Below are 12,738 nucleotides of genomic sequence, written 5' to 3'. Positions count from 1 at the left end.
CCGCGAGGCAGCCCGCGCCGGCCGGCGGCACGCCGACCGGGAGCCGATCGCCGTCGCGCAGCGTGCGGCCGCCGAGGCCGCCGAAGCGCGACGCGAGATCGGTGCTGCGCGAGCCGAGCATCGGCAGCACGTCGATGCCGCCCGCGATGCACAGGTAGCCGCGCATCCCGCGTTTCGCGGCCGGCAGCACGAGCATCTGCCCGGCTTCGACCGGCAGGCTCCACCACGAATGCACGCGCCGGCCGTCGAGCGTCGCGCCGAACTCGGTGCCGGTGATCGCGATGCGGGTGGCGCGCGTGAAGCGGAATGCGGTCGGGCCGATCGTGATCTCGACGGCGGCCGCGTCGGAGCGGTTGCCGACGAGCCGGTTGCCGACCTCGAGCGCGAGGCCGTCGAGCGCGCCGCCCTGCGCGACGCCGAGATGGCGCGCGCCGCGGCGCCCGAGATCCTGCACGGTCGACAGCGGGCCGGCCCGCACCACCTCGATGGTGCCCGGTGCGTTGCTCTGGGTCATCGTGCGTCGACTCCTGCAATGGTGAAGCGCACGCGGTCGCCGGGCAGCAGTAGCGTCGGCTGCGGCCGCGCCGGATCGAACAGCACGTGCGACGTGCGGCCGATCAACTGCCAGCCGCCGGGCGACGTGGCCGGGTAGATGCCCGTCTGTGCGCCGCCGATGCCGACCGAGCCGGCCGGCACCTCGAGGCGCGGTGCCGCGCGGCGCGGCGTGTGCAGCGATGCGTCGAGGCCGCCGAGATACGCGAAACCCGGCTGGAAGCCGATGAAGAACACGACGTATTCGCCGGCCGCGTGGCGCGCGACGACCTCGTCGGCCGACAGGCCCGTGTGCGCGGCGACGGCCGCCAGATCGGGGCCGGCGGCACCGCCGTACTCGACCGGGATCTCGACGTCGCGGCCGTCCGCGTGCTCGACGTCGGCCGTCTCCCACGCGTCGCGCAGCGCCGGCGTGAGCGACTCGGCCGTCGCGGCGAGCGGGTCGAACACGACGGTCAGGTTGTTCATGCCCGGCACGACGTCGATCACGTCGGGCCACGCGCGCGCGGCCTCGGCAACGGCCCAGACGCGGCGCTGGCAATCGAGCGTGGCGGGCGGCGGCACCTCGCAGACGAGGGCGGCATCGCCGAGCGGATAAAAGCGGGGTTGCGTCATCGGACTGGCACGGTTCGGACGGCAATGTTAGCGCACATTGTCAACAAGATATCGATAACTTACCAATAAGCGTTTTCGCCTAGCCCGTATACCGGGGCTTCTGACGTACACTCGGCACACCCTGACATCCTGCTTGCGCCGCCTTTCCATGAAGCGTTCTCCGACCAAGATCGTGTCATCCGAACACCTCGTTTCCGATTCGAGCGTGGAGCTGTCGGAGCTCGAATACGGGCTCATCATGGCCGGCAACGCGTTCAACCGCTGGATGGTGCGCTGCATGTCGGCGGCCGGCGCGAAGGACATGACGGCGGTCGAGGTGTCGCTGCTGCATCATGTGAGCCATCGCGAACGCAAGAAGAAGCTCGCCGACATCTGCTTCGTGCTCAATATCGAGGATACGCACGTCGCGACCTATGCGCTGAAAAAACTGATCGCCCGCGGTTACGTGAAGAGCGAGAAAAACGGCAAGGAAGTGTTCTTCTTCGCGACCGACGCGGGCCGCGACCTGTGCCTGAAGTATCGCGAGGTGCGCGAGCACTGCCTGATCGAGACGCTGAAGGACAGCGGGCTCACCAACGAGCAGATCGGCGACGCGGCGCAGTTGCTGCGCCACGCATCGGGCCTGTACGACACGGCCGCACGCGCGGCGGCGTCGCTGTAAACGATTGCGGAAAGTGTTGCGCGCGGCGTTGCGCTGACGGGCGTGCGGCGACGGCCGTGGCGCCGCGCGCCGCGTCATCCGGCGGCCGGGTAGAGCGCGCCGTCGGTCACGATCCAGCGCAGCGAGAGATCGTGCGCTTCGGCCGGCAGCGCGTCGACGCGGCACGCTTCATACGCGATGCCGACCGTCACCGGCAGCGTGTCGCCCGGCCACGCGGCGAGCGTGCGATCGTAGTAGCCGCCGCCGTAGCCGAGCCGGTAGCGCTGCGGATCGAATCCCACGCAGGGAATCAGCAGCAGGTCGGGCACGACGACGATTCCCGCCGCCGGTTCCGGAATCCGGTGATGGCCTTCGCGCATCGGCGTGCGCGCGTCCCACGCATGGAACGCGAGCGGCGTGTGCCGCTCGCCGATCACGGGCAGCGCGGCGCGCCGGCCGGCGCCTGCCGCACACCACGCGAGCACCGCGTCGCGCGCATCGAATTCGCCCGGCAGCGGCCAGTAGAACCCGACCGTGCGCGGCGCGAGCCGGTCGAGCAGCGTGCGCAGCCGCGCGTCGAGCGCGGCGTTCGCGGCGGGCTGCGATGCGGCGTCGCGACGCGCGCCGGACAGCGTTTTGCGCAGTGCAACCTTCGGGTTCGGCACAGGGTGGCGTGCTATGCTTTCGCTCAATTCGTGCTCCATTCAAAACGATGTCGAACAGCCTTTTCCGAGTATATCGCGCGGTCGCGCTGACGCTTTCGGCGGCCGCGCTCGTCGCGGGCACGGCCGCGTGCGCCGCACCGGGCGACGACACGGTCGCCGGGGATGACCAGATCTTCGTGCAGCTTCGCGAAGCCGCACGCCGCAACGATGCCGCGAAAGCCGCACAGCTTGCGTCGATGATCCCGAACTATCCGGTCCCGTCCTACGTCGAGTATTTCCAGATCAAGCCGCAGCTGTTCGATTCGACCGGCCGCGCGCGCGTCGACGCGCCGGACGCGCCCGTGCAGTCGTTCCTGCAGCGCTACGACGGCCAGGCGATCGCCGACCGCCTGCGCAACGACTACCTGCTCGTGCTCGGTGCGCGCCACGACTGGCGCAGCTTCGACGATCAATACAAGCGCTTCGTGCTCGACGACGACACGCAGGTCAGGTGCTACGCGCTCGAATCGCGCGCGGCGCGCGGCGAGAACGTCGCCGATGCGGCGCGCGCGCTGCTCGTCGAGCCGAAGAATTACGGCGACGCGTGCGTCGACCTGATCACCGCGCTCACGGTCAACCAGCAGTTCACGAGCGACGACGTGTGGCAGCAGGCGCGCCTCGCGTACGAGCAGAACTACACGACGCTCGGCGGCAAGATCGTCGACGCGCTCGGCCCGCGCCCGGTCGCCTTCGACCAGGCGACGAGCGCGCCGCCGCTGTACCTCGCGCGCGGCGTCGGCCCCGACGCGACGTCGCACCAGCTCGCGCTGATCGCGCTCGGCCGCATGGCGCGCAACGATCCGGACGCGGCCGCCGGGATGCTGACGTCGGTCGCCGGCTCGCTCACGAAACAGGAACAGGCGATCGCATGGGGCGCGATCGGTTACCAGGGCGCGATCAAGCGCTCGCCGCTCGCGTCGGTCTGGTACGCGAAATCCGCGAATGCACCGCTGTCGAACCCGGGCTACGAATGGCGCACGCGCGCCGCGCTGCTCGCCGGCAACTGGCCGATGGTGCGCTGGTCGATCGAGCAGATGCCGCCGTCGCTGCGCAGCGATCCGGCGTGGATCTACTGGCATGCGCGCGCGCTCAAGCAGAGCGGCGACACGTTGCAGGCGAACCAGGAATTCGAGCAGGTCGCGGGCCAGTTCAACTTCTACGGGCAGCTCGCCGGCGAAGAGCTCGGCCAGCGCACGACGGTCCCGCCGCGCACGAAGGTGAGCGACGCCGAGATCGACGCGATGGGCAAGATTCCTGGCTTCGCGCTCGCGCAGCGCTTCTACGCGCTGAACCTGCGCCTCGAAGGCAACCGCGAATGGAACTGGCCGCTGCGCGGGATGACCGATCGCCAATTGCTCGCGGCCGCCGAGTACGGCAAGCGCGTCGAGCTGCTCGACCGCACGGTCAACACGGCCGACCGCACGAAGGCCGAGCACGACTTCACGCTGCGCTACCCGTCGCCGTACCGCAACATCGTCGAGCGCTATGCGCAGTCGACGGGCCTCGACATCGAATGGGCGTACGGGCTGATCCGCCAGGAGTCGCGCTTCATCACGAGCGCGCGCTCGTCGGTGGGCGCGGGCGGGCTGATGCAGCTGATGCCGGCCACCGCCCAGCTCGTCGCGAAGAAGCTCGGCATGGGCACGATCACGCGCGCGCAGATGCACGACATCGATACCAACATCCAGCTCGGCACCTGGTATCTGGCGGACATCTACAACAACTTCGACAGCTCGCCGGTGCTGGCCACCGCCGGCTACAACGCGGGCCCGGGCCGGCCGCGCCAGTGGCGCCAGGTGTTGACGCAGCCGGTCGAAGGCGCGATCTTCGCAGAGACGATTCCGTTCAACGAGACGCGCGACTACGTGAAGAACGTGCTGTCGAACACCGTCTACTACGCGGCGCTCTTCGAGGGCAAGCCGCAGTCGTTGAAGAAACGTCTAGGCATGATCTCGCCCTGATCCGCAATCTTCACACTGCCGCGCGAGACGCGGCAGTGTTCTTAAGGGCCTGTTCACGCTAATAACGGACTTGCGAACGTGCGTTGCCGGCCGCGGTGCAAGAAGCAAGGAGCGCCGTTTGGCCGAGCCGGACAAGCGACGCGCGACGCCGCAATGCGGCCGGCAAGGCTCGTTCCCCTGACCGGGAAAAAGTCATAAATGGGGCTGGCCGCCAGAAGGGCCGATCGCTGCGTCATGCTCCTTGCGGATACGTCGAGTATTCGCTTCGTCGCAGTCCTTGCGCTCGACCCTTCTGGCGGCCAGCGCAAGTCCGTTATTAGCGTGAACAGGCCCAGGAGTGTCGAACATGGATCGCCAGACCGTTGTGCTGCTGGGCGGCACCGGCTTCATCGGCAGCCGGCTCGTCAATGCGCTGATCGACGCCGGCAAGCAGGTACGGATCGGCACGCGGCGGCGCGACCACGCGCGCCATCTGCAGATGCTGCCGGTCGAGATCGTCGAGCTCGAAGCGCTCGACACGCGCACGCTCGCGCGCTGCGTCGCCGGCGCGCACGCGGCGATCAATCTGGTCGGCGTGCTGCACGGCGGCCGCGGCACGCCGTACGGGCCCGGCTTCGAGCGCGCGCACGTCGCGCTGCCGGCCGCGCTCGCGAGCGCGTGCACCGAGGTCGGCGTGCGGCGCCTGCTGCACATGAGCGCGCTCGGCGCCGATTCGCACGGCGCGAGCATGTACCAGCGCTCGAAGGGCGACGGCGAAGCGGCGCTGCATGCGATCGCGGCGACCGATTCGCTCGAGCTGACGATCTTCCGCCCGTCGGTCGTGTTCGGCCCCGGCGACTCATTCCTCAATACGTTCGCGAACCTGCAGCGCACGGTGCCCGTGCTGCCGCTCGCGATGCCCGACGCGCGCTTCCAGCCGGTGTTCGTCGGCGATGTCGTGCGCGCGTTCGTCAACACGCTCGATCTCGCGGCCGCGCACGGCAAGACCTACGAACTCGGCGGCCCGACCGTCTATACGCTCGAGCAACTGGTGCGCTATTGCGGCACGCTGGTCGGCAGGCAGGCACGCATCGTGCGGCTGTCCGACGCGCTTGCGCGGCTGCAGGCAAGCGTGTTCGAATGCCTGCCCGGCGAACCGGTACTCACGCGCGACAATCTCGCGTCGATGTCGGTGCCGAACGTGCTGTCGGGGCCGCTCGCGCCGGAACTCGGAATCTCGCCCGCGAGTCTCGAAAGCATTGCGCCCGCGTATCTCGGCAAGGCCGCGGCGCGGTCGCGGTTCGACTGGTTCCGTTCGCGCCGCTAGGCGCGGCCGGGATGCGGTCGTTCGGCCTCTTCCTTTCCACCTTCGCGTTTTCCGGAACACCGTCATGAAACTCGTCATTGGAGACAAGAACTACTCGTCGTGGTCGATGCGTCCGTGGCTGCTGCTCGTGCATTTCGGCATCCCGTTCGACGAGATCGCGGTCGAGCTGCGCCGCGACGACACGGCCGCGCGCATCCTCGAGTATTCGCCGTCCGGCAAGGTGCCGTGCCTGATCGACGACCACGGCGTCGCGATCTGGGATTCGCTCGCGATCGCCGAGACGCTCGCCGAGCGCTATCCGCAGTTTCCGATGTGGCCGGCCGATCCGCTCGAACGCGCGCATGCGCGCTGCATCGCGGCCGAGATGCATTCGGGTTTCGCGGCGCTGCGCACGCAGATGGGCATGAACGTGCGCGCGTCGATGCCGGGGCGCGGCGCGACGCCCGACGCGCTCGCCGATGTCGCGCGCATCGACGCGCTGTGGAGCGCGTGCCTCGAGGCGTCGGGCGGGCCGTTCCTGTTCGGCGAGTTCGGGATCGCCGATGCGATGTACGCGCCCGTCGTGATGCGCTTCAACACGTACGAGCCGGGCCTGTCGCCGGACGCGGCCGGCTACGCGGCGCGCGTGACGGCGCTGCCGGCGGTGCAGCGGTGGATCGACGCCGCGCGCCGCGAGACCAATGTGATCGCCGAATACGAGCCGCAGCCATGAACATCTACGCAGTAGGCGGGGCGATTCGCGACGAATTGCTCGGCGTGCCCGTGCAGGACCGCGACTATGTGGTGGTGGGCGCGACGCCCGAGCAGATGGCCGCGCAGGGCTTCCGGCCGGTCGGCAAGGATTTTCCGGTGTTCCTGCATCCGCACACGCAGGAGGAATACGCGCTGGCGCGCACCGAGCGCAAGACGGCGGCCGGCTATCACGGCTTCCAGTTCCATTACGCGCCGGACGTGACGCTCGACGAGGATCTCGCGCGGCGCGACCTGACGATCAACGCGATGGCGCGCGAGGTGAGCCCGGAGGGCGCGCTGGTCGGGCCCGTGATCGACCCGTTCGACGGGCAGGCCGACCTGCGTGCGCGCGTGTTCCGGCACGTGAGCGACGCGTTCGTCGAGGATCCGGTGCGGATCCTGCGCGTTGCGCGCTTCGCCGCGCGGTTCGCGGATTTCACGGTCGCCGACGAAACGCTCGCGCTGATGCGGCGGATGGTCGACGCGGGCGAGGTCGACGCGCTGGTGCCCGAGCGCGTGTGGCAGGAAATCGCGCGCGGGCTGATGGAGGCGAAGCCGTCGCGGATGTTCGCGGTGCTGCGCGACTGCGGCGCGCTCGCGCGCGTCCTGCCCGAGGTCGATGCGCTGTGGGGCGTGCCGCAGCGCGCCGACTACCATCCGGAAGTCGATAAGGGCGTGCACGTGATGATGGTCGTCGACTACGCGGCGAAGCAGGGCTATTCGCTGCCGGTGCGCTTCGCGGCGCTCACGCACGATCTCGGCAAGGCGACGACGCCGGCGGACGTGCTGCCGCGCTACGTCGGCCACGAGGGCCGCAGCGTCGACCTGCTCAAGCCGTTGTGCGAGCGGCTGCGCGTGCCGAACGATTGCCGCGATCTCGCGCTCGTGGTCGCACGCGAGCACGGCAACCTGCATCGCGTGATGGAGATGGGCGCGGCCGCGCTGGTGCGGCTGTTCGAGCGCAGCGACGCGCTGCGCAAGCCGGCGCGTTTCGCCGAGATGCTGCAGGCGTGCGAATCGGATGCGCGCGGGCGGCTCGGGCTCGACGCGCAGCCGTATCCGCAGGCCGAGCGGCTGCGCGTGGCGCTCGCGGCCGCGCGCAGCGTCGATGCCGGCGCGATCGCGCGCGGCATCGGCAGCGAAGCGGAGAAGATCAAGGAGGCCGTGCATCGCGCGCGGATCCAGGCCGTCGCGCAGGCGCTCGCGATCGGCGAATAGGGCGGGGCAGGTATGAAAGGGGCGGGCGGCGCGCGCCCGCCAGCCGTTACGGCTTCTTGCGCGCGGCTGCCTTGCGCACCGGGGTCGCGGCCGCCGGACGTTTGCCGGCGGATGCGCGCGGCTTGGCCGTGGCCTTCTTTTCCGCCGCGCCGGCCGGCCGTGCCGGATCGGCGTCGCGGCCGCGTTTCGGCGCCGGTTCGCGGCGGCTCGCGCGCGGCTCGCCCGGCGCAATGCGCACGCCGGGCTCGGGCTGCCTGATTTCCATCGTCGCGGACACGAATTCGGCGCAACTGTCGTCGAACAGCGGCAGCGTGCCGACCACGATCAGTTCGGCGGGCCCGTCGCCCACGTTGGCGACGCGATGCCGCTTGCGCGCGTCGAAGTGCAGCGAGTCGCCGGGCGCCAGCGGGTAATCCTTCTTGCCGACCGTGTAGCAGATGCGGCCGGTCAGCACGTAGACGAATTCGTCGCCGCCGTGCGACACCCATTCCGAGCGGTAGCCTTCCATCATCTGCACCTTGACCGCGTTGATCTGGCTGCCGTCGAACGTGGTGGACAGCCGTTCGTACCACTGCGACGCGCTGTCGACCGCGTACGGCTTGCGGCTGCCTTCGTGCGAATCGGGCTGCGCCTGGCGCGGCTGGTCGATCAGCGCGCCGAGCGGCACGCCCAGCGCCTTCGCGACATTGACGAGCGACGACAGCGAGATACCCGTGAGATGGCGCTCGACCTGCGACAGGAACCCGACCGACAGCTTCGCTTCGGTCGCGACTTCCAGCAGCGTCTTCTTCGCTTCCCGGCGCAGGCGGCGAATGCGCTGGCCGATACGCATGAGGTCTGAATCCATGAATCTCTTTCGTGGCAACGAGTCGGGAGGCAAGGGCCTGTTCCCGCTAATAACGGGCTTGCGCTGGCCACCAGAAGGACCGAGCGCAAGGAATGCGACGAAGCGAATACTCGACGTATTCGCGAGGAGCATGACGCCGTGCTCGGCCCTTCTGGTGGCCAGCCCCACGAATGATTTTTCCCAAACAGGGGGACGTGCGTTGCCGGAGGGGCGGTGCAGTCGCCGGGGCGTTGCTTTCCGCGCATCGCACGAAGCACGGCCGTCGGGACGACGATGCCGGCGCATTGTACCGCGCGGTGTCGCCGGGCGAGGCCACGTTGCGCCTGCGTGCGGAACCGTGCCGCCGATTTTAGTCCTACGAAAATTTTGGCTTGACCTCAATTTCAGCGTGCTCTAGATTCTGTCGCGCGCATCAAACAAAGTTAAGTGAGACAAAAATTTCCGCGGACCTGCCGCTGGCACTGCACAGCGGCCCGGCGACGTGCAGTGCCGCGCGTCGCCCGACCATCGGCGCCGTGTCGCGACACGCCTGCTTCAGGCATGCGCCCCGCCGCGTCACGCCGCCGGCCGCCGACAACAATGGATAACGTGGGCATCCGATGATCGATCGACTGAAATACAGCTTCTCCGGCCTTCCCCCGTACGACGCGTCCGTCGCCGACACGCAGGCCGGCCTGTCGCGCCTGCTCGACGCCGCGCGGCTCGACGCGGTGGTGGTCACGTCGCAGGACGAATACGTCACCGAGTACCTGCCGCGCAGCAATAACCCGCGCTACGCGCTGTCGGGCTTCGACGGCTCGGCCGGCTGCGGGATCTTCCTGAGCGCGGAGACCGCGCAGGTGCTCGGCGTGCCGCCGTTCGTGCTGTTCGTCGATGGCCGCTATCACCTGCAGGCCGAGCAGCAGTGCGATCCGGCGCGCGTGCGCATCGAGAAGCTCGGGATGAACCTAACGATCTGGCAGGCGATGGCCGACTGGCTGGTCGCGCATGCGAGCCGGCTCGCGCGGGTCGGCTACGACGGGCTGCGGATCAGCGTCGCGCAGCGCGACCGGCTGCTCGAGCAGACGCAGGCCGCGGTGCTCGACTGGACGAGCCTCGCCGATCGCGAGATCGACCGCGCGATCGCGCTGCCGGGCTGGGTCGTCGAGCGGCCGATCTTCGAGCTGCCGGAATCGATGACGGGCCTGAGCGTCGCGCAGAACCTCGACACGCTGAACCGCAAGCTCGCCGCGCATACCGGCGCGGCCGACGGTAGGACCGCGTTCTTCACCTGCGCGTCGGACGATCTCGCGTATCTGCTGAACAGCCGCGGCTATCACATCCCGAATGCATCGTCGCATCTCGGCTTCCTGTTCTCGGTCGGCGGGGAGGTCGCGCTGTTCCTGCCGGAAGGCTGCGACCGCTGCGAAGTCGCGCTCGAGTCGTATCCGGCGCTGCACGTGATCCGGCGCGACGTCGCGGCGCTCGAGCGCTTTCTCGCGCAGTTCGCGGTCGATCACGTGTGCTACGGCTTCGAATCGGTGAACTGCGCGCTCGTCGACGCGGTCAGCCGCGTGTGGCCGCACGCGCGGCATGCCGACTTCAATCCGGTCGAGGCGATGCGGGCCGCGAAGACGCCGGCGGTGCTCGACCGGTTCCGCGACGCGTTCGCGCGCAGCTCCGCGGCGATCGCCGAGACGATGCGCTGGGCGAAGAGCGGCGAGCCGGGCGCACGCCACACCGAATACGACCTGGCGCGCGCGATCAACGACGCGTACGGCGCGCGCTCGGCGGTCGCGCTGACGTTTCCGTCGATCGCGGCGAACGGCGCGAACAGCGCGTTCGCGCATTACACGGCGGCGAGCGCCGACGTCGAGCTGACGGAAGGCGAACTCGTGCTGCTCGACAGCGGTGCGTACTACGAAGCCGGCTTCGCGACGGACTGCACGCGCGTCGTGCTGCGCCGCACGCGCGCGGACACGGTCGCGCAACCGTGGCAGCGCGAGATCTACACGGTCGCGCTGAAGGCCTGCATCAAGGGGCTCGTCACGCGCTTCCCGGCCTCGGCGACGGGCGGCGACGTCGATGCGCTCGTGCGGCAGGTGTGCCGCGATCACGGCCACGACTTCGGCCACGGCACCGGGCACGGCGTCGGGATTCACGTGCACGAAGGCGGCGTGCGTTTCGCGCCGGGCGCGAAATACGGGCTGGTGCCGAATGCGGTGATTTCGGTCGAGCCGGGCATCTACGTGCCGGGCAAGGGCGGCGTGCGGATCGAGAACATCGTGATCATCCGGCCGGACGAAGCGCAGCCGGATACGGTGACGTTCGAGAACATCGTGACGGTCGGCTACGACTGGGACCTGATCGATCTCGACCTGCTGGACGACGACGAGCGCGCGTACCTGCGCGACTACGAGCGGCTGTGCGTGGCGCGCGGCACGCAGGTCACCGCGTGTCCGCTGTTGTAAGGAAGGGCAAGGCAGGCGCGCGGCCGTCGGGCGGCCGCGCGGCGCGACGTCAGCGCGTCAGCGCCGACACGCGCCCGTCGGGGCCGTAGACGCCGGCCGGTGCGGGCGCCGAGCGCAGCACCGCGAGCGCGCGCTCGTTGTAGTCCATCCGGATCCGGATCAGCATCCCGTTGTTCGCGTTGGCCTGGCGCGCGCGTTCGGCGGCCTGCTGCAGCAACTGCCAGCGGCCGGCGAGGCGTGCATCGCGCTCGGCGGCCTGGTCCATCCCTTTCTTGCCCGACGCAAAGCCGAGCGCGGACAGCTGCGTGTCGCGCGTGCGTTCGAGCTGCGCGAGCCGGTCGATCAGCTCGCTCTTCTTCTCGACGATCCCGGGCAGCATGTCGAGCGGCTCCGCCGTCGTCAGCGCTTTTTCCTCGTAGGCGAGCAGGGACGCGAACGCCTCGACCGTCGCGTGTTCGTCGTTGACCGTGGCCAGCAGCTCTTCTCTCATCGCGTCATGCTCGTCGCGCCGGAGCGCGGGGTGCGGCGCGCCGGCAAACCGGGGGGACCGGCCGCGAGGCGGCCGGCTCAGCTGCCCTGCGGGCGCTGCTGTTGCAGCAGTTCGCGGGCGGTGTTCAATACGCCGTCGGCAATCTTGTTCGCATCGATCGTCAGCGTGCCGTTGTTCAGCGCTTCCTTGATCGACTGGACCAGGCCCGTGTCGATATCGGCGTTGCCGGACGCGGATGCCGAGCGCAACTGGCCGGACAGACCCGACAGGTTCACGGTCGCGTCGCCGCCGGTCGATCCTGCGTCGGCCGCCTGCGCGGACGATTGGGCCGCGCCGGATTGTGCACGGGCCGCGCCGTTGCCGGTCGGCGCGAGGGGGCTCGGTTTCGGAGTGGAATCGATCTTCACGATGGCTTTCCTGTACGGTTTGACCCAGATAACGGCCGGGTCGGCCCGAACTTTAGCATCGTGAGCCCGAAATTCTCCGAATAAACAATTCTTTGCAATCTTGCGGCGGGATCCGTCCCTACAGCGGAATTTCCACGGTGCCGGCGTCCTTGACGATTGCCGTGACGATCTGGCCCGCCGCCATCCGCACCCGCACCGACTGGCCGGGCGCCGCATTCGCGAGCACGCTGCCCTCGGCCGAAATCGTGAAACCGGGGCCGGCCGCGACGACCCGCACCGTCTGGCCGGCCGATACCGACGCCGCGCTCTTCAGCATGTCCTGCCGCAGCGGCAGCCCGGCCGAGATGCGCGCGAGCGCGGTCGAGCCGACCGCCTGCGCCGGATCGGTGATCACCGCGAGCGGCAGCACCGTCAGGTCGCCGTCGCGCGCGACCAGGTCGGCCGCGCCCAGCGGCTCGCCGGGCGCGATCTGGCGCGCGGCGACGTAATAGGTGGCCTGCACGGCGACCTTCGCCTGCAGGTAGACGGTCCACGGCCGTTCGCCCGCGCAGCGCACGCCGACCGTCGTGCGGCCCCACAGGCGCGCGCCGGTCGGCAGGAACGGCTCGAGCGTCGTGCACGCGGCGAGCCCGCGCGGAAACGCGGTCGTGACTGTCGCCGTGGTCTTGCCGGGCAGGCCCGCGATCTGCTGCTGCAGGAACGCGAGGGCTGCGCGCCGGATCGAGTCGGGGTCCTGTTGGCCGGGCGGCGTCGCGCTCTGGGCCGCGGGGGCCGCCTGGGCCGGGTTGGCGGAAGCCGCCGGGGACGCCGCCGGTG

Annotated in this window: 13 protein-coding genes; 6 read left to right on the top strand and 7 right to left on the bottom strand. The window is 69.6% G+C overall.

What is annotated here, in order from left to right:
* Together ACPUER_RS34690 and pxpB are read right to left on the bottom strand one after the other, a co-directional pair.
* The coding region (locus tag ACPUER_RS34690) for a biotin-dependent carboxyltransferase family protein (RefSeq protein ID WP_425133322.1) at positions 1 to 514 on the bottom strand (514 nt) is incomplete at its 3' end.
* Entirely contained in the window at positions 511 to 1,167 is a 657-nt protein-coding gene (gene pxpB / locus ACPUER_RS34685; protein WP_425133321.1) for a 5-oxoprolinase subunit PxpB, read from the bottom strand. The genes pxpB and ACPUER_RS34690, both read right to left, overlap by 4 nt.
* A gap of 148 nt (positions 1,168 to 1,315) precedes the next feature.
* On the opposite strand from pxpB, the gene ACPUER_RS34680 reads away from it, so the two are divergent.
* Positions 1,316 to 1,828 carry a winged helix DNA-binding protein gene (locus ACPUER_RS34680; protein WP_175963342.1) on the top strand — a complete coding sequence of 171 codons (513 nt, stop codon included), beginning with the start codon at positions 1,316 to 1,318 and terminating at the stop codon, positions 1,826 to 1,828.
* Between the two features lie 74 nt (positions 1,829 to 1,902).
* On the opposite strand, the gene ACPUER_RS34675 is transcribed toward ACPUER_RS34680, so the two are convergent.
* Positions 1,903 to 2,511, bottom strand: a complete 609-nt coding sequence (locus tag ACPUER_RS34675) for a 5-formyltetrahydrofolate cyclo-ligase (protein WP_425133320.1) — start codon at positions 2,509 to 2,511, stop codon at positions 1,903 to 1,905.
* 8 nt (positions 2,512 to 2,519) lie between these two features.
* Here ACPUER_RS34675 and ACPUER_RS34670 point away from each other — a divergent pair, with 8 nt between their 5' ends.
* The 4 genes from ACPUER_RS34670 to ACPUER_RS34655 all read left to right on the top strand — a co-directional run bounded on the left by ACPUER_RS34670 (position 2,520) and on the right by ACPUER_RS34655 (position 7,728).
* Positions 2,520 to 4,472: a transglycosylase SLT domain-containing protein gene (locus ACPUER_RS34670; protein ID WP_310135583.1), complete on the top strand. Its 1,953-nt coding sequence runs from the start codon at positions 2,520 to 2,522 to the stop codon at positions 4,470 to 4,472.
* Positions 4,473 to 4,818: 346 nt separating this feature from the next.
* Entirely contained in the window at positions 4,819 to 5,778 is a 960-nt protein-coding gene (locus ACPUER_RS34665) for a complex I NDUFA9 subunit family protein (RefSeq protein WP_425133319.1), read from the top strand.
* A gap of 64 nt (positions 5,779 to 5,842) precedes the next feature.
* The gene (locus ACPUER_RS34660; RefSeq protein ID WP_175749021.1) at positions 5,843 to 6,490 is read left to right on the top strand and encodes a glutathione S-transferase family protein; all 648 of its coding nucleotides are present in this window, start codon (positions 5,843 to 5,845) and stop codon (positions 6,488 to 6,490) included.
* A complete protein-coding gene (locus tag ACPUER_RS34655; protein WP_425133318.1) occupies positions 6,487 to 7,728 on the top strand; it encodes a multifunctional CCA addition/repair protein in 1,242 nt (413 codons plus the stop codon). Before ACPUER_RS34660 ends, ACPUER_RS34655 begins: the two co-directional genes overlap by 4 nt.
* A gap of 46 nt (positions 7,729 to 7,774) precedes the next feature.
* On the opposite strand, the gene ACPUER_RS34650 is transcribed toward ACPUER_RS34655, so the two are convergent.
* Entirely contained in the window at positions 7,775 to 8,575 is an 801-nt protein-coding gene (locus tag ACPUER_RS34650) for a cupin domain-containing protein (protein WP_310135574.1), read from the bottom strand.
* A 599-nt stretch (positions 8,576 to 9,174) separates the two neighbouring features.
* Between ACPUER_RS34650 and ACPUER_RS34645 the strand changes: the two genes are divergently transcribed.
* Positions 9,175 to 11,025, top strand: a complete 1,851-nt coding sequence (locus ACPUER_RS34645) for a M24 family metallopeptidase (protein WP_425133317.1) — start codon at positions 9,175 to 9,177, stop codon at positions 11,023 to 11,025.
* A gap of 49 nt (positions 11,026 to 11,074) precedes the next feature.
* Here the strand turns inward: ACPUER_RS34645 and ACPUER_RS34640 are convergent, their stop codons facing one another.
* From ACPUER_RS34640 to flgA, 3 genes are all read right to left on the bottom strand, one after another.
* Positions 11,075 to 11,515: a flagella synthesis protein FlgN gene (locus ACPUER_RS34640; RefSeq protein ID WP_072437544.1), complete on the bottom strand. Its 441-nt coding sequence runs from the start codon at positions 11,513 to 11,515 to the stop codon at positions 11,075 to 11,077.
* A gap of 77 nt (positions 11,516 to 11,592) precedes the next feature.
* Positions 11,593 to 11,922, bottom strand: a complete 330-nt coding sequence (flgM, locus tag ACPUER_RS34635; RefSeq protein WP_175963350.1) for a flagellar biosynthesis anti-sigma factor FlgM — start codon at positions 11,920 to 11,922, stop codon at positions 11,593 to 11,595.
* 118 nt (positions 11,923 to 12,040) lie between these two features.
* Positions 12,041 to 12,738 (bottom strand): flagellar basal body P-ring formation chaperone FlgA (gene flgA, locus ACPUER_RS34630; protein WP_425133316.1); only part of this gene is annotated, 698 nt, incomplete at its 5' end.

Source organism: Burkholderia sp. DN3021, from assembly GCF_049805555.1.
In the GTDB taxonomy this organism is placed as follows: domain Bacteria; phylum Pseudomonadota; class Gammaproteobacteria; order Burkholderiales; family Burkholderiaceae; genus Burkholderia; species Burkholderia pyrrocinia_C.
The sequence above is the reverse complement of the archived record's forward strand: the minus strand, read 5'-3'. Positions and strand labels throughout refer to the sequence as shown.

Excerpts from the sequence above, each read along its gene's own strand:
- ACPUER_RS34680 (WP_175963342.1), top strand. The coding sequence starts at position 1,316 with ATGAAGCGTTCTCCGACCAAGATCGTGTCATCCGAACACCTCGTTTCC.
- ACPUER_RS34655 (WP_425133318.1), top strand. The coding sequence starts at position 6,487 with ATGAACATCTACGCAGTAGGCGGGGCGATTCGCGACGAATTGCTCGGC.
- ACPUER_RS34665 (WP_425133319.1), top strand. The coding sequence starts at position 4,819 with ATGGATCGCCAGACCGTTGTGCTGCTGGGCGGCACCGGCTTCATCGGC.
- ACPUER_RS34660 (WP_175749021.1), top strand. The coding sequence starts at position 5,843 with ATGAAACTCGTCATTGGAGACAAGAACTACTCGTCGTGGTCGATGCGT.
- ACPUER_RS34670 (WP_310135583.1), top strand. The coding sequence starts at position 2,520 with ATGTCGAACAGCCTTTTCCGAGTATATCGCGCGGTCGCGCTGACGCTT.
- ACPUER_RS34675 (WP_425133320.1), bottom strand. The coding sequence starts at position 2,511 with ATGGAGCACGAATTGAGCGAAAGCATAGCACGCCACCCTGTGCCGAAC.
- ACPUER_RS34640 (WP_072437544.1), bottom strand. The coding sequence starts at position 11,515 with ATGAGAGAAGAGCTGCTGGCCACGGTCAACGACGAACACGCGACGGTC.
- ACPUER_RS34645 (WP_425133317.1), top strand. The coding sequence starts at position 9,175 with ATGATCGATCGACTGAAATACAGCTTCTCCGGCCTTCCCCCGTACGAC.
- pxpB (WP_425133321.1), bottom strand. The coding sequence starts at position 1,167 with ATGACGCAACCCCGCTTTTATCCGCTCGGCGATGCCGCCCTCGTCTGC.
- ACPUER_RS34650 (WP_310135574.1), bottom strand. The coding sequence starts at position 8,575 with ATGGATTCAGACCTCATGCGTATCGGCCAGCGCATTCGCCGCCTGCGC.